Genomic DNA, 22,887 nt, shown 5'->3' with positions numbered 1-22,887 from the left:
AAACAAATGTCAACTTAAATTAATGAATAAGAAAATGTAGTTATGAAAGAAAAGTTGGCCGCCTTTTTTTTTGAAAATAGTGTTCGGCTTTAATCAAATCCTCTTTATTATTTACTCCCATTGCTTCTCTTTCATCAGAAACTACATAACCTACACTCAAGTTATTGTTTGCTGCAATGGGTACTATATCATTAAGACAATATTCATTGGTCGAATTATTAAATTTTATTTCTTTTACTAAGGTAAAAAGATCTTTAGCATATGAAGCTATTATTCCAGAGTTTGCAAGAAGCATTTTATCTCCATTTTTTAGGATTTTTTGAACATTTCCGTAATTATCAATTACTAATCTTCCATATTGTTCATCTTGACTATTGAATCCAAGAAGAACTAAATTATTATACTTTAAACAATCAGTCATTTTCATAACTGTATCACTAGATATAAAAGGAGTGTCTCCATACTGTATTAAAACTATGTCTTGATCAGATAACTCCTCCAGATTTTCTAGAGCAATTTTAACTGCAGTGCCAGTACCTGTAATATCTTCTTGAATTATTAGTTTTATATTGTATTGATCGATTATACTTTTTAGAGTATCAAAGTTTTCTAAATCTTTTAGAAGGGAGTTGTTAACAACAATTGATAAGCTTTTTAGACTCAGCGGTTTTGCATTGTGAATTATATGCTCTAAAAGAGTAAGATTTCCCACTTGGTGCAACGCTTTTGAATATTCAGAATTCATTCTACTGCTCTTTCCTGCTGCTAATATTATCAAAATGTTACTCATACATGACTTAGGGATTGATTAGATAGTAAGTTAATTTATAATTAATAAGATGTAAAGCCCACTATAATTTTCTAAATGATCTAGATCTTGGCACCCTCATTAGAGTTTCATTTAAGAGAACTATAACTTTAAACTCTTTACTCGATTTTCTACGCTGACATCTTGTAAACTCTGATCTGGACTTTTTAATATTTCTAATAATCTACTTGCAAGGTTTGAGTGTTTATTGATTACTGCAACCTGGACTAATGACTTGTCTTGATCATTACGAGCATTTGTCACAGCTACGCGCTCATCGGATTTTATTGCTCTCAGCTTACTGATAATTTCAACATTACCATTTTTTGCATTCTCAAATAGCTCTTCTACTAATTTCAATAGGTTAGTAATATTCTGGTCTCGAGAAAGATCAAGTGGTGTTTTACCTTCTTTATTCTTGATGTTATAAATTGCACCGTGTTTCAACAAAGATTTTACAGCTTCGAAAAAGCTATTTTCAGTAGCAACATGCAACGATGTAGTGCCTTTAACTATTGTTTTAGCATTAATAAAATCACTCAATTTATTGTGGCTTACACGTTGTAACAAAGCTTCAATAATTTCTTTATGACCTTTGGAAGCAGCAGTGTGTAATGGTGTATTACCCTTGTTAGTAACTTGAGTAGCATCAGCTCCATTTGCTAGCAAGATATTTACAACTTTTATGTGCCCATTATTAACAGCATAATGTAATGGCGTTCTTCCATCCACGTTCTTCGAATCAATGATTGCTCCATCTCTAATGGAACTCTCAATTCCTAAATAATTATTATCTTCTATAGCCTTAAATAACTTCTCAACCAATTTTAGTAATTTTATTACTTCTGGGTTTCCTCTTCTTTCCGCAAAGTGTAATGGTAAAACATATCTACCTCCTTCAGCTCTAGCATTAAAGTATGCTCCGCTCATAAGTAGAGACCTAACTATATCTAAATTACCAATTTGTGCCCCTAAGTGTAAAGGCGTAGCATTTTTATCCATTTTTGCATTAACATCCGCTCCATTTATAATAAGAGTTTTAACTACCTTAGGATGACCATATTGAGCTGCAAGATGTAGGGCTGTGCCTTTATTTTGATTTTCTTTTACATTTACATCAGCACCATGTTTCAATAGAACGGTTGCTATCTGATCATAACCTTTTTTCTGCTGCAAAATGTAAAGGAGTCCAATTTGTGTGATCTAGAGCATTAATATCTGCTTCCTTTTCTAAGAGCAATTCAACCACCTCTAAATGATCATGGTCTACTGCAAAGTGTAGAGGTGTAGTACTTTTAACTGTTTTAGCATTAATGTCTGCTCCTTTCTCAAGCAAAGATTTAGCAACTTCTAAATTACCATCATATGCTGCACAATGTAGAGGAGTCCAACTTCTGTTATCTAGAGCATTAATATCTGCTCCATTTTCAATCAAGAAATTCATTATTTCCAAGTGATTATGTTCTGCTGCTAAATGTAGAGCTCTTCTACCATCATCCATCTTTGCATTTATATTTGCTCCTTTTGCAATTAAGCTCTCTACTATTTTTAAAGAAAAACCATTATATGCTGCATTATGTAAAGGAGTCCAATTCTGATCATCCACGGTGTTAATGTTTGCTCCATTTTTAATTAAAAAATCACTCACCTCGAAATGACTTTGCTGCATTGCTAGATGTAAAGGTGTAAAACCTTCGTTTTTTTTAGCATTAACATTGGCTTTTTTCTCTATTAGTAACTTCACTACTTCTAAGTGACCATTCTGAGATCCTATATGTAAAGCTGTGGAATTATCGTGGTCCTTAGCATTAACATTAGATTTTGCTTTTAGTAAAATGTCTACTAACTCTAAAAAGCCATTTTGAGACGCTAAATGTAGAGGTGTAATCTTATCATCTGTTTTTGCATTAACGTTTGCTCCCGCTTCAAGCAGAACTTTAACTATATCTAACCTACCAGTTTGTGTTCCCAGATGTAAGGGTGTAATGTTTGCATCAACTTTACGATTACCTATGCCTGAAGATCCAGCGTTAATGTCAGACCCTTGTGAAATAAGAGCTTTAACTACTTCGAGGTTACCATTTTGTACTGCAGAATGCAAAGGTCTTGCTCGATCATTATTTACAGCATTAACATCTAATCCATTTTCAATAAAAACATTTACTATATCTAGATGACCATTCTCTGCTGCTAGGTGTAAAGGTGTATTAAGTTTATCTGTTTTAGTACTAAGAACCTGTTCATAATCTTTTGAGGGTAAAAGCAAATTTGCAGGCTAATATTGAGTTTTTGCTTATCACAATCTTCTACATTTTTCCAACCAAGCAAAAGAGCTTTCAGAAAGCCATCTTTTCAGCAGTGCAGTAAAAAAATGTAACTCACCTTATGAATGTAATCCATTATGAGAGATAAATAAGCTAGAGTTTTAACCTCATGCTGCATAATTGTAACCTGAAAGCTGAGCATAAACTTTTGCAAGTAACTGAGCATCAATTAGCGCCCCGTGTGATGTTCTATCATTCAGCGATATATCAAAACGCTTGCATAACTCATTTAAAGATGCAGGTGACTTTGGAAACTTTTTTCTCGCAAGTGGTAATGTATCTAACACTCTGTTTGAAGAGATTAATTTGGCATTCAGTTTACCAAGTTCCATATTAAGGAATTCTACATCGAACTTAGCATTGTGAATTACCAAAATATCATTAGATATGAATTTAAGGAATTCAGGTGCAATCTCTGAAAATAATGGTTTATCTTTTAAGAATTCTTCACTGATGCCGTGAACCTTAAATGCCCCTTTGTCTATATGCCGTTCTGGATTGATGTACCAGTGGGATACTTTGCCTGTTGGAATACGGTTCCACACATCCTATTTCAATAATACGGTGACCGAACTTAACACTAAGACCAGTAGTTTCAGTATCAAGCACTATTTCACGTTGCTTAGAAAGTGCTACAGTTAGAGTAGTTTTTACCGCTTTTTTTCTTCTGGCTAACAATTTTTGTGTAGCACCTTCAGATTTTACTTCGCCCTCTACTCCAGAGCATATAGGTACTTTGGTGTTTTGTCTTGTCACGTTTCTAAGGATAACTACTTCATCATCTAAAAATTTTTTACCATTGCCCTCTACATAAAGTGAAGTAAGATTTTTGAGTGCTATATCTCCTCCATAGTGATGGCGCCATACTCCAACAATGTTATTGTTTTCTACATTTAATGAAGTAAGTTTTGTGAAGCGTTTGCTGCCAATTAAAAATGCAAAACCTCTGTCTCCAATATTATTATTACTTATTTCAAGCGAAGTGAGATGTATTAAACAAGACTTGATCTGACACTTTAAAAAAGTAAGTTATAAAATAATAAAAGAAAGGAGTGTTAGATATGAGTACGATACAAACAAAAATACTAAAACCAAAGTTAGGGTTATTAGAACTAGCAAAGCAATTAGGTAACGTATCACAAGCGTGTAAGGTGATGGGTTATTCGCGTGATACATTTTATCGATTTAAGGAGTTATATGAAAGTGGGGGAGAAGGAGCATTACATGAAATAAGTAAGAAAAAACCCCTATTAGCAAACAGAGTTTCCGAAGATATAGAAAGGGCAATAATTGGCATAGCTACAGAATTTCCAGCATATGGACAACAAAGAGCTGCAAATGAGCTGAGAAAAAGGGGTGTAATAATTTCCGAAGGTGGCGTAAGATCTGTATGGCTAAGAAATGACATTGAAACGTTCAAAAAAAGACTTAAAGCCCTTGAAGCAAAGGTTGCACAAGACGGCATAATTTTAACTGAAGAGCAACTTGCAGCATTGGAAAAAGTTAAAGAGCAAAGAGAAGCTCACGGTGAAATTGAAACAGAACATTCAGGTTATTTAGGGTCTCAAGATACTTATTACGTAGGCAATATCAAGGGCGTTGGGCGCATTTACCAGCAGACTTTTATTGATACATATTCGAGAGTGGCTTTTGCTAAGCTTTATACAGATAAAACTGCTATTACCGCTGCCGACTTGCTGAATGATAGAGTAATACCATTTTTTGATGTACAAAACGTGCCATTATTGCGCATTTTGACTGATAGAGGTACAGAATATTGTGGTAAACCAGAAAATCACGCTTATCAGCTTTATTTGGGAATTGAAAATATTGATCATTCAAGAACTAAAGCCAATTCACCACAAACTAATGGCATATGCGAAAGGTTTCATAAAACTATGCAAGATGAGTGTTACAATATTATCTTTAGAAAGAAAATCTACAGTTCTTTAGAAGATTTGCAGATAGATGTTGATCATTGGTTACGCTCTTACAATGAGACCAGGCCTCACTCAGGTAAATATTGCTATGGTAAAACGCCTATGCAGACTTTTCTTGATAGCAAACACATTGCTTTTCAGAAAAATATTAGTAACGTTAAACAAGAGACTGATATTAGTTTTCAATTCTTCTGTCAGTTAATTCGTTGCTGTCAGATTAAGTTGTGTCTAGTACAATTAAGTAATTTTATGCGCAGCGTAATGACAAAAAGTGTTATTCACAAACACATTTTACTACATAATCAGCGCTAATATTAAAATGCTTATAAAGAGCTTCATAAGGTGCTGATTCTCCAAAATTTTTCATGCCAATAAATATACCGTTTGAGCCTACATATTTACGCCAACCCATTTCACTTCCAGCCTCAATTGCAACTTTAATGCTGTCATTATTTAATATTGCCCCTTTATATTCATCACTTTGCTCGTCAAAAAGCCTCCAACACGGCATAGAAATGACCCTTGTACCTATACCTTTTTCCTGTAATTTTTCTCTTGCCTCAACTGCAATTTCAACTTCAGATCCGGTAGCAAATATCGTCACTTCTAGCTTCCCTGAATATTCGCATAGTATATATGCACCAAATTTTGATAGGTTGGCCAATTGGTCAGTATAAGAGTGCATGTAATTAATATTTTGCCTTGAAAGTGCAAATAACGATGGAGATTCTTTTTTTTCCAATGCAATGCTAATGCACTCCAAAGTTTCAATTGCATCTGCTGGCCTAAAAACATACAGATTTGGTATAGCTCTCAGAGAAGCTAAATGCTCTATTGGCTGGTGAGTTGGACCATCCTCCCCTACTCCAATTGAGTCATGAGTCATTACATATATAACCTGCTGTTTCATCAAAGCTGAAAGACGTATAGCAGGGCGGCAGTAATCGGAAAATACTAAAAAAGTTCCACCATAAGGAATAATTCCACCATGAAGAGCCATACCATTCATACAAGCTGCCATAGCGTGCTCTCTCACTCCATAGTGGACATAAGAGCCACCATAATCATTACTATCTATTGCCTGCATGTGCTTATATTTAGTACAATTTGAACCGGTAAGATCAGCAGAGCCACCAATTAGTTCTGGCATAGACTTAGTCAATATTTCCATTACTTTGCCGAAAGAAGATCGAGTAGCTTCGTTTGGCATGAGCTCACATATTTGTTTCTTCAGGTTAGCCAAATCACTCTCGATGTTATTCGGCAAACGTTTCTCAAGTCTTCTTTGTAGTTCTTCATTGATCAAGGATGTATAGTTTTGTTTTGCCCTCTTAACTGTTTCCATCCAAGCGTTTTTCACATCTTCTGGTACATAAAATGGTTCATAGTTCCAATTCAATTTTTCTCTCATCTGTTTTACATCTTCCTCTGTAAAGGCACCACTATGAGCAGAAGATGTGCCAGCACGGCTCGAAAATTTTCCGATAATAGTTTTGCAACAGATTAGTGTAGGTTTATCAGACTTTTGTGCCTGCTCTATTGCAAGGGATATAGCATCAAAGTCATGCCCATCGATTTTGTCAACATTCCATCCATACGCTGAAAAACGCTTTTCTACATCATCAGAACAAGAGAGGCTAGTAGAGCCGTCTATAGAGATGTCATTGTCGTCAAAAAGTGCTATCAGCTTATTTAATTTAAGATGCCCAGCAAGGGACGCTGCTTCATGGCTTATACCTTCCATAAGACAGCCATCTCCTAGCATTACATAAGTGTAGTGACTGATTTCAAACTGCTTTTCAAGAATCGATTCAGCAAGTGCCATGCCAACAGCAGTGGCAAATCCTTGACCAAGCGGGCCTGTTGTTGCTTCTATACCAGAAGTTAAGCCAAATTCTGGGTGACCTGGAGTTTTTGATGTAAGTTGCCTGAAGTTTTTTAGTTCATCTATACTAATGTAGCCTGTCAGATATAATATAGAGTATTGCAACATTGAACCGTGACCATTTGATAAGACGAAACGATCTCTACTGATCCATTGAGAATCATCAGGGTTATGGTTTAGGTATTTAGCAAATAATACAGTGGCAACATCTGCCATGCCAAGTGGCATACCTGGATGTCCAGAATTTGCTTTTTGTACTGCATCAATTGATAAAAAGCGGACAGCATTTGCCATGGATTTTAGTAGTAGATGATTCATGTATTAATAGGAAAACTTAAAAGTGAAGTATACTATATCATAGTGGCAAAAACAAGTTGACACTTAATGTTAAAATCATTAATAATTTATAGTTAGATTGTGAGAATTTTTGTATGACAACTGTTATCAATAGAAAGTATAGAATCAGTCGCAGGCTTGGTGTAAACTTATGGGGTAGAGCAAAAGATTCGGTCAATAAAAGAAAATACCCTCCAGGTCAGCATGGTATTCTTGGATTTAAGAAGTTATCTGATTTTGGTAAGCAGTTTGCTGCACATAAAAAATTTAAGTTCTACTATGCAATTTCAAGTAAGCAGCTTAGACGTACATTTTTAGATGCCTACAAAAGAAAGGGTTATACGGCTGATAATTTTATTGGTGCCTTAGAATCAAGGTTAAGCTCTGTTTTATATCACTCTGGTTTTGTGCCAACAATTTACTCGGCAAAACAGCTTATATCTCATAAACATGTTACAGTTAATGATAAGGTGGTTAACATATCAAGTTATAGAGTGAAGCCTGGTGATATAGTAAAAATAAGGGAAAGAGCAGCAAAAATTCCTATATTAATAGAGGCTGAACAAAAACAAGAACGTAAGGCTCCAGATTATTTAGAGGCAGATAGCAAAGCACTTTCAGTGAAGTATTTGAGAGCGCCTCAATATTCCGAAGTCCCCTATTCAGCAGACATGGAAGTCAATTTAGTAGTAGAATTTTACTCTAGATAAACAACATAAGGCCCGTGTGGCGGAATCGGTAGACGCAGCGGACTTAAAATCCGTGGGTTTTGCGACCTTGGGAGTTCAAGTCTCCCCATGGGCACCAGTTTAATTTATCAAAAAAGTATGAAATGGCTTGATATAGAAGATATTGCAGAAGCTCTAGAAGAGAAGTTTCCCAATAAGGATATAATTAGTATTAGATTCACTGAACTTAAGAAAAAGATCTTGGGTTTGAAGGAGTTTGATGATGATGAAAAGTATTGTAATGAAAAAATATTAGAGGCCATTCAAGCAGCTTGGATTGCAGAAAGATCTTAAAAAACAGATAGCTATAAGAAAATTACTGCATACAGTAAAAAGATAATCTTCTTGGAAATACTATACTTTACTCGAATTTTAATTAGCTTCATAATAATTTAATAAATTACAATTAAAAATGATTACAAGTTAGGCAAAAATATACAAATACTGCTTTTTATGTGTTATGTTAAGCCTACCGGATAATAAAATTTGATTTGTGAGGTTGTTATGTTTAAAATATACCAATATTGTATATCTTCTAGGTTACTAAACATTTGTTTAATGTTGTCTACAATTGTGTTATTAACCGGTTGTTTTGCAACAATTCTTTCGGGTTCTACACAAGAGATTAAAATGAAAGTAGTAGATGATAACGATAACTTAGTAGAAAAAGTCAAATGTGTCATACGTGACCCATCTGGAACGAATCATTCTCTCACATCTAACCCTGGAACAGTGGTTATTCATCGAGGTTCGGGATCATTGTTTGTTGATTGTAAAAAAGAAGATTATAAACAATTAAATGTGATGGTAGGTGAAAGTTTTAATAGCGTTACCTTATTGAATCTACTATGGTTACCTGGTTTTGCTGTCGATGCAATTACTGGAGCTTATAAACAATATCCATCACACTATGTTGTGAATATGACAAAATCTGATTAATAGAAAACTATGCTTAAATATATCGGGCCAAAGAAATTAAAATCTATAATAGAAAACTATGCATTAAAATGCATGAAAAATAAGATCAGCAAAAATGAAATACGTCTTATTTTAAACTGGAAAAGTATAGTTGGAGAGGAATTAGCAGAATGTACAAAACCACAAAAGATCTCATACGCACAAAACGTAAATTCTGGTGTTCTGCATCTGTTAGTAACAAATGGCAGTAAAGCATTAGAAATGCAGCATATGGTTTCTCTTGTAATAGAAAAAATTACAGTGTTTTTTGGCTATAAAGCAGTATACGGTATAAAAATCAAGCAAGGGAGTTGACTATTTAACTATATAAGGTTAACCTAGTTACATAGGATAAATTGGTATATTGAAGTGAGTAGAATTTGTGAATTAACAAATAGAAAAAAGTCTTTTGGTAATAAGGTATCGCACTCAAATCGTAAAACAAAGCGTACCTTTCTCTTAAATTTACATAAAGTTACATTAACGAGTAATATATTAGAAAAAAAGTTTAGCTTTCGTATAGCGACAAGAACTTTAAGAACTATAGATTACAAAGGTGATCTTGATGCTTTCTTGCTCAACACAAAAACAATTAAACTAAGTAAAGAAGCGCAAAAGATAAAAAGAAGATTAAAGAAAGTTTTAGCAAAACAAGAGGTAGAGCTAGCTGTTTCAGATGCATAGTAAGCCTACATGGCTCAGAGCAAAAGCTCCAGCTGGTAAAGTATTCAATGAAACCTTAAACACTGTTAAGCTACATAACTTACATACAGTATGCGAAGAAGCTGCGTGTCCAAATATTGGTGAATGTTGGAATAAACGTCATGCTACTGTGATGATTCTCGGTTCTGTTTGTACTCGTGCTTGTGCGTTTTGCAACGTTGCAACTGGCATTCCTGATAAGCTCGATCCTCATGAACCAGAAAATTTAGCAAAAGCAATAAAAAAGTTAAATTTAAAGCACGTTGTCATTACCTCTGTTGACCGTGACGATTTATCAGATGGTGGTGCAAATCAGTTTATAAGGTGTATAGAAGAAATTAGAAAGATAACTTCGGAAACAACAATAGAGATTCTCACTCCTGATTTTTTAAATAAGAAAGGAGCATTTGAAGCAATAGCTATTGCATCACCTGATGTTTATAACCACAACATCGAAACAGTACCAAGGCTGTATGCAAAAATAAGACCAAGAGCTCGTTATTTTCATTCACTATATTTGCTAAAGATGGTGAAACAGATTAATCCTAAACTTTTCACGAAGTCAGGGCTTATGGTTGGTCTTGGAGAAACAAAAGAAGAAATCTTTCAGGTTATGGATGATTTACGTAGCGCCGAAGTTGATTTCATTACAATTGGTCAATATCTGCAACCAACTCCAAAGCATGCAAAAATTGATAGATATGTTACTCCAGAAGAGTTTGAGCATTATAAATATATTGCTTATTCTAAAGGCTTCTTGGTAGTTGCATCAAGCCCATTAACGCGGTCATCGTACCACGCTGAAGAAGATTTTAACAGACTTGCTGCTGCTAAAACTTCAACCTAATTTAACCTATCTGTTCAAAGAAATGTGCACTCCCTTTCTTTTCATTCAAGTAGCCTCTTATCCTTCCAGTAGCCCATCGGTGTTATTTCAGTAACACCTGTTATTCGAGTAGCCTAACACTGAAACCAAGAGGACTGACCAGGCAATCAGAACTGGTCACGCGCTGGAATGACACCGTCATAAATTGCTAGGCCTTCATAATGTCATCCCAGTTTCCTCTTTACTCTTGTCATCCCAGTACTTGATACTGGGATGGCTTTGTTGCACAGCTCTTCGGATAGTGGGTAATGTATAATAAATTCATGAAGCTATATCAAACTTAGCCATGCCTATTTCAGTAAATTTGTTAAGCAAATAACACTTGAGTAGCAGTTCCTTCTCACGATTAATCTCAGATTTATTCCTAAAACTAAATCCAAATATTTGCTTCAGTCGCGAGAAAAAACTTTCTATATAAGATCTCTTCCAATAATTTATCTCTTTTTTCCACCTCTTCATACCATCTTCATCATATGACTTTATGAGCTTGATTGTAGAATTTCTCTCATTCATATAATCCAACTTTGGATGCTCTACTGCATTATTTTGCGGAGGAATCCTTGTCTTTATGTCAAGCTCATCGCACAGTTTGTATAACTTCTTTCGATTATATGCCCTATCTGCATATATCGTGCTTATGTTATACTTGGTATCCACTCTTTCAATAAGATCACAGGCTCCATAGTGGTCGGAATAAACTCCACTACTGTATTTTGCAGCTATAACTTTTTTACTACCTATCTCTAGCATTACATGTAGCTTTCTTGTTTGCTCATAGCGGCGATACTTTCTATCTGTACCATTTGCCTTACTATGGCCTGGAATATTATTGTAGATGCTGATACCTGTACTATCTATAGCAATTTCAATATCTTCCATATCGTTCTTATCAACTCTGCAGTCGTTGATTTTGATATTAAGCTTTTTAAACCTTCTTGAAGCCTGCGAATAGCTGATAATTTGCAAAATTTTCCCTATTTGCTCAAGATATTTCTCTATAAATCCCACTGTTTGCCTAAGACCAATCCTGAATAGATAGGTTATTATGTGAATTAGAATCACTACTTTGTCGCTGTAGACATTGTTGCCACCTGCTACTTTTGGACTATTTTCGTACCAATTTTCAATGGCATCGTTGATATAATGAAAAACATTTCCCCTTTCTTGAAGAAATTTGTTATATTCATTGCAGTTACTGACTTTCATTCTTATTGGCATATTTTTCCTTTGTCGGCTAAATATCTATTTTATAACAAATTCCATCAGTAACTGCCTGTTCTTTCCTTGAGTGGTGCAACAAAGCCTACTGGGATCCAGAAGACTGATTAGTCAATCAGAACTGGTCACGCGCTGGAATGACATCATTTTTTTTTGCATGAAAAGACTGGATTTTCATGATACCCACTTATTAGTTTCGTCTAATTTATTTTACCACTCTGCTGAACGGATACATTCTAACTGAGAGCAAAGCACACTTACATCATTTAACACCTTCAGTGGCTCCCCTAGACTATGTTCCACTTTTGTCTCAAATTTAAATCCCAAATTTCCAAAAAATTCTTGAAAATACTCAATAGTAATGTCACACAAACTTCTACCACTTGTTTTATAATTTTTCAGCTCTTTCGGAATAATAAGAGACACTTTACCATCTTCATATGTTACATTTCTACCCTTACAGTTCAGTTTAAATTCTACTGAACTGTAAAAACCTGGTGTTTTGATATCACTAGCAAGATCACTGCTAAGTACCCTTATACATTCCATGCTAAAACTGAGTTTTAGACAATTGGAACTATGGCAATCCATACTATAAGTTATTATTATATCAGAATCTAACACAAGCAAGCCAAGTGGAAAAAGAGCCTTTAATAAATGCAGAAACAAAAAATGATTATATCCTTCTTGATGATAACTAGTTATCAATTCTTCTATAATAGAGTCATTTGGAACTATTGCACCAACACGTATAAACATTTCCATAAAGACTACTTTAAGAAACAAACAATAGTTTCTTTTCCCTTTTTCATTCCCTAAAATGAGATCTTTATGTTTTGAATATAGCTCCTCGATAAGCTCATTGGTTATTTTTTGTTTGTTGATAGTAAGGTTGTGTGATCTATCAAGGTCAATATATGTGTTGTAACCAGAGTTTATGCTACTCCAACCACCTGATTTCATTGGTATAGATTTTAAATCAGAATACTTGAGCTTTTTTACTTCAGATTTCAATGCGTTAACTATTTTTTTTGACATATCACAATCTTATATTATATACGTATTACGTACTTTTCATCATAAGTAAAGGTTTTCTGTAAAACTTGATTTACTTTTTATTATACTCACCTTATTAAAAAAAGCGGAGATTTCAATATCTTATTTTAAATTCTTCAAGTTTAGATTCTTGTCTTTGGTTGTATTTATATCACTTAATACTCCAAGTGGCTTATCCAGATTATACTCAAAATTTTCCTCAAAAAAGTGAAATCCAAATTTTTCGCAAAATTTCTGAAAATACTCAATAATAACGTCAAACAAATTCTTATCATTTGCTTTGTAATTTTTCAGCTCCTTAGGAATAGTGAGAGAAACCTTACCTTCTTCATATATCACATTTTCACCTTCACATTTTAGTTTAAACTCCACTGAGTTTTGTAAATCACATACTAAAATTTTATTACCGTTATATATACCATCATTTACGCTAAAACTGAACTTCAGATAATTTGGATCTTCACAACTTATACAGGTCCTTTCTCTGTAAGAAGGAATTAAATAGTGGAATGAATACATGCACAATCCAAAAGAACGAAGTGCTTGACTTTGAGAAGAAAAGAATTGCTTGTACCCAGACCTGTTATAATAAGTTATCAATTCTTCCATAATAGAGTCATTTGGAACTGCTGCACCGGCGTGTACAAATACTTCCGTGAAGATTTGCTTAAGAAACAGACGATAACTCCCTTTTTTGTCCTTATCTTCTGTAATGAGATTTTCATGTTTTAAATATAAATTTTTAATGAAATCATTAGTTATTGCCTTCCCATTAATAACAAGGTCACAAACAAATTCATATTCACTATTGAAGTCCATATCCAAATCCTTATATGTTCTATAATCAGAACTTTCTGTAGACTTCAAATCAGCATATCTCCTCTCCCTCGCCTTATCTTTCAACTCATTAATCATTTTTTTTGACATATATACTATTAATAGCTCTTATACTATAATATATATATAACTATTAACCTTTTAATAATATAGACTATCAACTGTAACCTGAGTTACTTTCCGGTTTACACTTGATTACTCTAACGATAGATTTTCCAATTCCATCTGATCTACTTGTACTTTTTCTAACTCACTTTTTACCTGTTTATGGTATAAGTTTGCTCCTCTAGCCCAAGATAGGTCACCATTTATTGTACAAACGTAATTGCCATTGTCCTCTTCGAAGCAAAACAGCTTCAGTTTACTTTCGTCTTGACCAATTAATTCACTACGAATTACTTCTACAGTATAAAATTGACCCAAATTCATACTTACTTCAGGATGTTGCATATACCTTAACACCCGTGGCTCATATAATTTTCTTATCTCACCATTTTTGAGATCACCTATTGTACACTCTATCTTCTTTAATCCGTATTTAATAACTCTCACTAATCTCTTCGTCTCATAATCCCACAGCTGTTCTTCTTCCAATCTTTTACATGCGGTAAAAAATTGTGATTCTTCTCTTTGCATAAACCGAGATAAACGTTCTGCCAACTCATAGCACATTTTTTCTTGACTCAGTATTTCTCTTTTATATTGAGCTAAAATATTAATCGCTATACTTGGACAACTTACTGCAATCAAGTCATTATTTAAATCCGTTTTAATAATTTTGCCGCTCTCTTGATTAACATGTACAGTAACTTGCCCTAACAAAATTCCCTTAGAAATCGTTATGTCTTTTCCTATATGAGTGTCAATGGCTTTTAAAGAATCAAAGTCTATATATATTGCACCTTTCTCTCCTGTCATTTTTTCTGAAAGAGCAAGAGCAATCAATCTAAAGGTATCTATTTCAACAGCAAAATACATCCTTTGCTCCTCTGACATATTATACATATTCTTAAAGAAATCCTTTATGCTAATGTCTTCACCATCTACCTTCCATCCTGTATCTATTTCGCTCCAGTCGTATTGGTGTAAATCTACAACATGCACTCCTTCCATTCCTTTCAGTTCACGCTTTAAATCATCTATTTGATTTTCTTCAAATCCAGGACCGTTGATAATCAAATATATATCCCTCTCTTCTTTATTTATTAATTTATGATTTTTTATTATATCTAAGTAATTAAAGTCACTGTTTTTACCATCAGGTAAAGATGCACCATATACTCTTGGTACCCATGTTAGTATTATTGGCGCTTCATTTGATAATTTTTTTACATTACCGATCATTATTTTACCTCAACACATTAACATACTCATATTATAATGAAATTTTAGCGGCGTACAAATAAAATCTCCTAGGGGCTTAAACATTCTCGTTTCTATATGTAGGTGACTGTTTCGAAGAAAATTATTTTTCAGCTAATATTTTAACTACTTTACTGAATTTTCTAGCACCGAATCGACGATACTAGAAAGTTCTTTAATCAATGCTATATAAGTGATAGCTCTCCCATTGCTACCCTGTCTACTTCTGCTCCTTCCAGCTTATTATCTACTCGTTCACGGTATAGATCTTTTCCTTTCATCCAGGATACATCACTATTTACTAGACCCATAGAATAGTTACCATTGTTCTCTCCAAAAGCAAATGACTTCCATTTGCTTTCTTCTTGACCAATTAATTTATCATGCACTATCCTCACAACATTTCGTTGACCTAAATTTTCTCCAAATTGGGTAAGGAAGGGAAAAAAAGCTTGTTCATATAACGTCGCTATTCTACCATTGCTTAAATCTTCTACACACCTTTCTGCATACTCTTTCTGATTCTTCACTTCTTTGATAATCCTTTTTATTTCATCTTTCTCTTCTTCCTTTTTCATCTCTTCCTCTTTTTCAAGCATACTGATGCAATCACCTAGTTTAATTATAGCTGAAGGTAAATACTCTACTAATTTACCGCACATTTCTTTTTGACTTAGTATTTCACTTTTATACTTAGATAAGATATCAACTGCTATGCTTAAATCATTTATCGCAATTAAGTCATTATTTAACTGTGTATAAACGATTTTTCCACTATCGTTAATACCTACAACAATCGGTCCCAACAATATTCCCTCAGGGATTGTTATATCCTTCCCTATATGAGTGTCAATGGCTTTTAAAGAATCAAAGTCTATATATATTCCACCTTCATGTTCCGTAAACTGCTTTAAGAGTGCCAGAGCAACTAATCTAAAAGTATCTATTTCAACAGCAAAGTATGTTCTTTGTTCACCTGTCATGTTATACATATCTCTAAAGAAATCTTTGATACTAGTATCTTTACCATCTATCTTCCATCCTTGATCTATTTCGCTCCAGTCATACTGATGCAAGTCTATAACATGTACTCCTTCAATTCCTTTCAGTTCACATTTTAAATCATCTATTTGATTTTCTTTGAATCCAGGACCGTTGATAATCAAATATATATCCCTCTCTTCTTTATTTATTAATTTATGATTTTTTATTATATCTAAGTAATTAAGGTCACTGTTTTTACCATCAGGTAAAGATGCACCATGTACTCTTGGCACCCATGTTAGTATTATTGGCGCTTCATTTGATAATTTTTTTACATTACCGATCATTATTTTACCTTACTATATTGCTATATTTATAATATAGTGGATTTTTTAATAAAATACAAGTAGACATTAAGATTTCACTTACGCTCTCTCAGTTTACAATTTTTGTTTCCGTATTATCTAATGAATCACCGTAAGTGACTGCCTTAAGATAAAACTTTCTCCCTTTTTGCACTTCAAAAGAAATTATTGAATCATCAAGTAGAATAAATTTTTCACCTGCAGTGTGTTCATATTTCTTAGTCCCTTCTTGACCTCTAATTAGGTTGCTAAGCTTATATTTATTTTTATCTATAAGCTTGGCATCTTGGAATTTTATTACCTCTTTTCCAACCAGCGCTAACACAGTTGAATTCATGACGTCTAGCTTACCAAAACGTAGCACTACTGTAATTCCCTCATCGGTAGATTCGATTACATATCCGTAAGTAGATTGTATATTTGCGCTCGCGATGGGCTTATAATTTTTATCATCATACGAAATAAAAAGTGTTGCTCCTTTCCAACCTTCCTCTTCACTAATTAAAGTAAAACTTGCGATATTACCTTTAATATGCGGTAAATCTATCATTTCTACGATAGATTTACTGATGTGAGAAGGAGGGTATTCTTTAAGCATAAGTGATCTTGTTGAAGGAAAGGAGAGCTTGTATATAGAGGGATCATAACCAACTCCCATTACTTGAATGGACATGCTTTCAAACTTTGTTTTTATAATTCTCATCGTATGTCTTTTCTCGCCATCTGAAATTGCTATGACATCACTTGGTAAAAGCCATGCATATTTTATCGGGAGCTTAAAGTTGTATACATTTCTCTCTTGCCACGAAGAATAAAGTAAAACTTCAGCTATATTTTGCGCCTCCCCTTCCTCCATAATGAGAGGTATTTCAACTGTTGCAGCATTGCCCTGCTTTGGCAGTTCAGCATATTTCACATCAATTGGATAGCCAAAATTGCGGTTAAAATAAACGATGTTAATCCTATTGTTTAAATCTAATTGACTAAGCTGTATCAGCTTGGGATTGTGATTGAAAACAGTTTCGTCAACTGGTATACCAGTTGTCACTCCCCTGCCCTTTTGAATAAATTTCAGTTTTGAGTTCTGTTCAACCACATCAAAAAAATAGCACCTTCGCAGCATTTTAATAATTGAGCGTACGGGTTGCTGATCATTTATTACATACCCAGATAGTAATCCTTTAACATCACTTGTATCAAACTGATCGCCTTTGAGACCTACCTTTTGCAACAGATCAGACAAAACATCGGAAACATTAAGTTGTGAAATTTTTCCCTGAATCCAGTGCCCGGTCTGCCAGTTATGGCAGTCAGCCCACATGTCACATAAATTGGGGAAATAAGGAAATGGCCTTGCATCCCACGCCCAGAGGAACATTTTCTCCACCATTTCTGAGCTTTGCCACTTTTTTAATGTTCCTTCGATTGCAGTTTTCTGCGAAAGAAAGCTCACCTCTCCGTTTGAGTATCGTGGATATTTACTCTCTATACTACCTTTATCAACAAACACATTGGGCTCATTAGTGCAGCCGTTCATACTGGGAAATCCATATTCGGTAAACCATATTTTCTTCATTTTTGGTTGCCATTTTGTTTTACTACCACCTGAATTTACATGAACTTCACTCCACCATTTCTCGATATTTTTCCACGCATATTCGCTGTCATTATACTTTATTTTCTCAGGATCACTTTTTGAGTAATCGTAAAAATAATCATACCCTACCCCACTGCTCCAACCACCCGTTACATCTTTCGCGGAATAGCCAAAAGGAGGTTCTGGGCCATCGGTGAGTGGAAAGTAAGCATCTATGCCAACAACATCGATAAACTCTGAAGACCATAGTTCATCCATATTATACCAACCATCATATGAATGATACTCACTCCAATCGGCAGCGTAAGTTACGTTTACTTCTTTTCCAAGCTGAAATTTTACTTGCTTTGCAACTTTAACTAGCTCTGCTACTGCAGGATAATTGCCTTTCGCATCTTTTACTCTGGTAAGCTGAGCAAACTCAGAACCAATAATAAACCCTTCCACTTTAGTTTGTTTGGCAATGCTTGTGTAATGCTCTATGAATTTGCTATACTGATTCTCAAAAAAATCACTTATATCCTGAGGAGTACCGCTCAATTTTCCTCGCCACTCTTTGTTTTTTGTGTCAAGCAAGAGCATTGGATAGAGCATCACCTTATAACCTCTGCTATGCAGCTCTTCTATATATCTTATTAGTGCTGCATCGCTAACTGTACCACCATATCTTGGATTGCCATGATTATCTTTTGAAATGAGCTGGGCATTATCCCTGGTTATATTTCCCACTTGCCAATCATCAGGCACTATAGCAGAATCGTCTTGAAATTCAACTGCAGGATATATTTTACAATCTTTGATATTCAAACTGCTTGCAAACCAATTAACCACTACCGATGCCCATTCAACATTTGGTAAACTTTCCTTCAATTGGTCCAAAGAAAGCATAGCATCGCTCTTTTTTGTGTGATTATTGTGATTTACTCTTTGTACCGGTCCATAGGGAATATATTGACTACTGCTTATTTTTTCTCGTGCAATTTTCTTCTGTATTTTCGTATCATACACAAACTCCCCTGAACCTGGTATGATATTGATATTTTTAATGTTTTCTGCTACTGAGAATCCATTGAGCTTCAGTGCAGTTTGCACTTCAAATGTAAACACCGGAACACGATTACTATAGTCTGCCAAAGGGAAATTTTTGATGACTATGTAAGATATTCCTCTATAAGCTGGTACATTCTTCTCACCTTCGATTGATAACATAAACGGATCAGGGTTTTGGTCTTCTCTGCCGTGGTAAAAAGTATAATCTATTTCATCAAAACTAAGCGATTTTATATCCGCCCAGATTCTATTTAATTTTTCTACTTTCCCCTTGCAAATTGCAATTGTGAGTGTTGCATAGTAGTTATATGTAATATTTATACCTCTTCCTGTTTTATTTTGAGTGGTTATCGCCTCCTCTTTTATTGGCTGTGACCAAATAATGTTTCCAGCAATGCGAGCAGTGCCATAGATAATTGGAATTGCTTTGCCATAAGTTGAGGTTTGAACTTGCAGATTTTTCAGCCTCGCCCCATGCGTTATCTTTTGGTCGGCATCAAGACCAAATATTGCATTATCAAGCTGTGCACCAAGCAGAGCACCGAGTTCTGAGCCAACAATCTGGCCAATTGGCCCAAAAATACTGCCCGCTTTACTTAAAATTGATGATAAAATTATTGTAGACATAATATTCTCCTTTTTAATAGATTGTTTTGAATTTTTGAAAGAAGATCCCAGACTGGGATAAAATTGGGACCTACTATATAGTAGTGTCATGCGACTGGTATCCAGGAAAAAAAGGATGTAATCCGAGTAGCCCTTTTCCTGTCATCCGAGTAGCTGACACTGGGATCCATTGTTCTTTATTTCTGAATTCCAGCGGGCTTTGTTGCACCACTCAAGGAAAGAACAGGCAGTTACTGATGGAATTTGTTATAAAATAGATATTTAGCCGACAAAGGAAAAATATGCCAATAAGAATGAAAGTCAGTAACTGCAATGAATATAACAAATTTCTTCAAGAAAGGGGAAATGTTTTTCATTATATCAACGATGCCATTGAAAATTGGTACGAAAATAGTCCAAAAGTAGCAGGTGGCAACAATGTCTACAGCGACAAAGTAGTGATTCTAATTCACATAATAACCTATCTATTCAGGATTGGTCTTAGGCAAACAGTGGGATTTATAGAGAAATATCTTGAGCAAATAGGGAAAATTTTGCAAATTATCAGCTATTCGCAGGCTTCAAGAAGGTTTAAAAAGCTTAATATCAAAATCAACGACTGCAGAGTTGATAAGAACGATATGGAAGATATTGAAATTGCTATAGATAGTACAGGTATCAGCATCTACAATAATATTCCAGGCCATAGTAAGGCAAATGGTACAGATAGAAAGTATCGCCGCTATGAGCAAACAAGAAAGCTACATGTAATGCTAGAGATAGGTAGTAAAAAAGTTATAGCTGCAAAATACAGTAGTGGAGTTTATTCCGACCACTATGGAGCCTGTGATCTTATTGAAAGAGTGGATACCAAGTATAACATAAGCACGATATATGCAGATAGGGCATATAATCGAAAGAAGTTATACAAACTGTGCGATGAGCTTGACATAAAGACAAGGATTCCTCCGCAAAATAATGCAGTAGAGCATCCAAAGTTGGATTATATGAATGAGAGAAATTCTACAATCAAGCTCATAAAGTCATATGATGAAGATGGTATGAAGAGGTGGAAAAAAGAGATAAATTATTGGAAGAGATCTTATATAGAAAGTTTTTTCTCGCGACTGAAGCAAATATTTGGATTTAGTTTTAGGAATAAATCTGAGATTAATCGTGAGAAGGAACTGCTACTCAAGTGTTATTTGCTTAACAAATTTACTGAAATAGGCATGGCTAAGTTTGATATAGCTTCATGAATTTATTATACATTACCCACTATCCGAAGAGCTGTGCAACAAAGCCATTCCAGCGTTACGCGCTGGAATGACATTAAATGATTTTTCTTTGAATTTGAGTTATGCAAGTAGCCCCTTTGTTGTCATGCAAGTAGCCCCTTCGATGTCACCCGAGTAGCCCTCTTCCTGTCATCCCAGTACTGGGATCCAGCCTTTCTTACCAACAAAAAACTTGGCACAACTTGCATGCTCAAAAAATTCCTAGATTCCAGTACTGGAATGACACCCTTTTAGAAGTTCCTTCTGGATAAAAACTATTGTCAAGCACTGGAATGACATGATTCGACTTGCATGACCAGACTGTGTAGTAATTCTCTTTATTCCTCGATTTGCCACTTACTTCCTCGAGAAGATACATCACTTAATGAAGAGCTTACTGATGAACTTCTAGATAAGCTTCCAGATGATAGCCTTATATCCTTGTTTTTAGTTTTCCCGTTACTATATTTCTTATCTGGCTCATCTTTTATGTTATGCTCCTTCTTGAAATTTTTACAGAAAGTGCGAAGATATTTTATTTCGCCTTCCTTTTCTGTAGTTTCGCTTATTTTATCGATTAAGCAAATCAGATTTGCCATTGAGAATCCCTTACTAGCCTGTACAAGAATTTTCATATCGCTATCTTTTAACTTTTTGATGAGCCGTTCTTGTAATATTTTTTGACGTGTATCGTCTTTATCCAGCCCAGGAACCTCAATACACTCCAAACGACCACCCCTAATAAGCGCAGGATCTAAATGATTCTTATGATTAGTTGCAGCAACTACCGTTATATTTTTTGAGGATAAAAACTCTCGATCCAATTTAGTGAGTAAATGAGTTAAAGGTCCTGCATTTTCACTGGAAGTGCGCTTTTTGCCAATGCCGTCAATCTCATCTATAAAAATTATACACGGACTGTTTGTCTCTGCTTTCTCAAAAATTTGATCTATATTCGATTTATTAGACAAACAAGATGCAGAAATAGATATAAACGCAGATAGAGATTTAGTTTGATTTGCAATTGCCTTACTAATACTAGTTTTACCAGTTCCTGGTGGACCGTACAAGAGATATCCTCTGCCTTGTAACTCACAAATCCCTTTCAATTTTTCTTTTATGTCATTTGGTAATATAATATCACTAAATGTTGTATTCCACCCTCTTTCTTCACCTTTTGCGTAAAATTCCATATTCAGCTTTGCTTCTACTTCATCTATTGCAGTACTATTAATTAACTGTGCAGAAAGGTCACTAACCTCTTTTTTTAACCCATTCACTTCATCTTTCGTTACAAAATTCTCTAAAATTCTATGAACTTTTTCTTCTAGACCACTAAACCCGTATTTATTTTCTTTATCCTTTCCATCTTCTAATTCTTCTTTAATTGGAGTTAGCTTATTTTCTTCTTTCCTTAACCCTTTATTCGGCTCTTCGACTTCAGCTTTCGAGTTTTCTTGAGATTTTTTATTTTGTTTAATCATTTTATATGAAAACACAATTACTACTGCAGAAAGCGCAAATAAAATAAAAATAACAGGGGGAGCTATATTTAAAGCTGCAACTGAAGATAAAAATGCAACGTAAGGAGCTACAGCAAAAACTCCAGATGTAATTAATGTAAGAGAAGCAATAGCACCAGCTATAAAAAAAGGTATATTAGCTCTACTAGACATATTTTAGCTTATAAACAGTTAATTTATAAATAATACATTTAAAGAGTACAAGCTTTTCATAGTAAATCAAGACTAATTAAAGAGATAACTCAAGGTGTCCTTAATCAATCTATGATCGAGGTATTATGCAGTATTAAGATATAAGATGGTATGTTGTATTTTTAATTCAGTGTTCTTTTTCTGTCATTCCAGGGTACTGGAATGACAGATGCTATGATAAGAAATTCAATAACTTAAAGTAGGTAATTAAAGCCTCTAATTAAAATATGAATCTATAGTTATCATAAGCAACA

At 34.5% G+C, this 22,887-nt stretch carries 18 protein-coding genes, 1 tRNA gene and 3 pseudogenes; 9 read left to right on the top strand and 13 right to left on the bottom strand.

What is annotated here, in order from left to right; genetic code table 11:
• Positions 1-40: 40 nt before the first annotated feature.
• The 5 genes and pseudogenes from ACQ4M0_RS00405 to dnaQ all read right to left on the bottom strand — a co-directional run.
• Positions 41-790, bottom strand: a complete 750-nt coding sequence (locus tag ACQ4M0_RS00405; protein ID WP_438456431.1) for an NTP transferase domain-containing protein — start codon at positions 788-790, stop codon at positions 41-43.
• A gap of 120 nt (positions 791-910) precedes the next feature.
• Positions 911-1,984: an ankyrin repeat domain-containing protein gene (locus ACQ4M0_RS00400; RefSeq protein ID WP_438456430.1), complete on the bottom strand. Its 1,074-nt coding sequence runs from the start codon at positions 1,982-1,984 to the stop codon at positions 911-913.
• Positions 1,962-3,074, bottom strand: coding sequence for an ankyrin repeat domain-containing protein (locus ACQ4M0_RS00395; protein ID WP_438456429.1), 1,113 nt, complete (start codon positions 3,072-3,074; stop codon positions 1,962-1,964). Before ACQ4M0_RS00395 ends, ACQ4M0_RS00400 begins: the two co-directional genes overlap by 23 nt.
• Before the next feature lie 33 nt (positions 3,075-3,107).
• Positions 3,108-3,188, bottom strand: a pseudogene (locus ACQ4M0_RS00390) (IS5/IS1182 family transposase); the annotation flags it as partial.
• A gap of 69 nt (positions 3,189-3,257) precedes the next feature.
• Positions 3,258-3,810 (bottom strand): annotated as a pseudogene (dnaQ, locus tag ACQ4M0_RS00385) (DNA polymerase III subunit epsilon); the annotation flags it as partial.
• Positions 3,811-4,193: 383 nt separating this feature from the next.
• Between dnaQ and ACQ4M0_RS00380 the strand changes: the two are divergent.
• A pseudogene (locus ACQ4M0_RS00380) lies at positions 4,194-5,231 on the top strand (IS481 family transposase); the annotation flags it as partial.
• A 115-nt stretch (positions 5,232-5,346) separates the two neighbouring features.
• On the opposite strand, the gene tkt reads toward ACQ4M0_RS00380, so the two are convergent.
• Positions 5,347-7,275, bottom strand: a complete 1,929-nt coding sequence (tkt, locus tag ACQ4M0_RS00375) for a transketolase (protein WP_438456428.1) — start codon at positions 7,273-7,275, stop codon at positions 5,347-5,349.
• Positions 7,276-7,388: 113 nt separating this feature from the next.
• Between tkt and rpsD the strand changes: the two genes are divergently transcribed.
• The 7 genes from rpsD to lipA all read left to right on the top strand — a co-directional run bounded on the left by rpsD (position 7,389) and on the right by lipA (position 10,527).
• Complete coding sequence (gene rpsD / locus ACQ4M0_RS00370) at positions 7,389-8,003, top strand: 30S ribosomal protein S4 (protein ID WP_006012690.1); 615 nt, start codon at positions 7,389-7,391, stop codon at positions 8,001-8,003.
• Positions 8,004-8,013: 10 nt separating this feature from the next.
• Positions 8,014-8,100, top strand: a tRNA-Leu gene (locus tag ACQ4M0_RS00365).
• 20 nt (positions 8,101-8,120) lie between these two features.
• Positions 8,121-8,315 carry a Fe-S cluster assembly protein IscX gene (iscX, locus tag ACQ4M0_RS00360; protein ID WP_026097274.1) on the top strand — a complete coding sequence of 65 codons (195 nt, stop codon included), beginning with the start codon at positions 8,121-8,123 and terminating at the stop codon, positions 8,313-8,315.
• 264 nt (positions 8,316-8,579) lie between these two features.
• Positions 8,580-8,960 carry a hypothetical protein gene (locus ACQ4M0_RS00355; RefSeq protein WP_438456427.1) on the top strand — a complete coding sequence of 127 codons (381 nt, stop codon included), beginning with the start codon at positions 8,580-8,582 and terminating at the stop codon, positions 8,958-8,960.
• 9 nt (positions 8,961-8,969) lie between these two features.
• Entirely contained in the window at positions 8,970-9,293 is a 324-nt protein-coding gene (locus ACQ4M0_RS00350) for a DciA family protein (RefSeq protein WP_438456426.1), read from the top strand.
• Positions 9,294-9,347: 54 nt separating this feature from the next.
• Positions 9,348-9,662, top strand: a complete 315-nt coding sequence (gene rpmB, locus ACQ4M0_RS00345; protein WP_007302640.1) for a 50S ribosomal protein L28 — start codon at positions 9,348-9,350, stop codon at positions 9,660-9,662.
• Positions 9,655-10,527, top strand: coding sequence for a lipoyl synthase (lipA, locus tag ACQ4M0_RS00340; RefSeq protein ID WP_007302639.1), 873 nt, complete (start codon positions 9,655-9,657; stop codon positions 10,525-10,527). Before rpmB ends, lipA begins: the two co-directional genes overlap by 8 nt.
• 300 nt (positions 10,528-10,827) lie before the next feature.
• Here the strand turns inward: lipA and ACQ4M0_RS00335 are convergent, their stop codons facing one another.
• The 6 genes from ACQ4M0_RS00335 to ACQ4M0_RS00310 all read right to left on the bottom strand — a co-directional run bounded on the left by ACQ4M0_RS00335 (position 10,828) and on the right by ACQ4M0_RS00310 (position 19,662).
• On the bottom strand, positions 10,828-11,784 hold the full coding sequence (locus ACQ4M0_RS00335) for an IS5 family transposase (protein ID WP_213863789.1): 957 nt from the start codon (positions 11,782-11,784) through the stop codon (positions 10,828-10,830).
• A 210-nt stretch (positions 11,785-11,994) separates the two neighbouring features.
• Positions 11,995-12,822, bottom strand: coding sequence for a hypothetical protein (locus tag ACQ4M0_RS00330; protein ID WP_438456424.1), 828 nt, complete (start codon positions 12,820-12,822; stop codon positions 11,995-11,997).
• A 120-nt stretch (positions 12,823-12,942) separates the two neighbouring features.
• Positions 12,943-13,767: a hypothetical protein gene (locus ACQ4M0_RS00325; RefSeq protein ID WP_007302637.1), complete on the bottom strand. Its 825-nt coding sequence runs from the start codon at positions 13,765-13,767 to the stop codon at positions 12,943-12,945.
• A gap of 105 nt (positions 13,768-13,872) precedes the next feature.
• Positions 13,873-15,021, bottom strand: a complete 1,149-nt coding sequence (locus ACQ4M0_RS00320; protein WP_265025019.1) for a hypothetical protein — start codon at positions 15,019-15,021, stop codon at positions 13,873-13,875.
• A 203-nt stretch (positions 15,022-15,224) separates the two neighbouring features.
• Positions 15,225-16,370, bottom strand: a complete 1,146-nt coding sequence (locus ACQ4M0_RS00315) for a hypothetical protein (RefSeq protein ID WP_264376766.1) — start codon at positions 16,368-16,370, stop codon at positions 15,225-15,227.
• 88 nt (positions 16,371-16,458) lie between these two features.
• Positions 16,459-19,662, bottom strand: a complete 3,204-nt coding sequence (locus tag ACQ4M0_RS00310; RefSeq protein WP_438456423.1) for a glycoside hydrolase/phage tail family protein — start codon at positions 19,660-19,662, stop codon at positions 16,459-16,461.
• A gap of 281 nt (positions 19,663-19,943) precedes the next feature.
• Between ACQ4M0_RS00310 and ACQ4M0_RS00305 the strand changes: the two genes are divergently transcribed.
• Positions 19,944-20,900, top strand: a complete 957-nt coding sequence (locus ACQ4M0_RS00305) for an IS5 family transposase (protein ID WP_213863789.1) — start codon at positions 19,944-19,946, stop codon at positions 20,898-20,900.
• A gap of 356 nt (positions 20,901-21,256) precedes the next feature.
• Here ACQ4M0_RS00305 and ACQ4M0_RS00300 read toward each other — a convergent pair whose 3' ends face one another.
• Positions 21,257-22,594 (bottom strand): AAA family ATPase, encoded by a 1,338-nt coding sequence (locus tag ACQ4M0_RS00300; protein ID WP_213863953.1) that lies wholly within the window; start codon positions 22,592-22,594, stop codon positions 21,257-21,259.
• Positions 22,595-22,887 lie beyond the last annotated feature (293 nt).

The sequence above is a fragment of the Wolbachia endosymbiont of Kerria lacca genome, from assembly GCF_051602725.1.
Classification (GTDB): domain Bacteria; phylum Pseudomonadota; class Alphaproteobacteria; order Rickettsiales; family Anaplasmataceae; genus Wolbachia.
The sequence above is the reverse complement of the archived record's forward strand: the minus strand, read 5'-3'. Positions and strand labels throughout refer to the sequence as shown.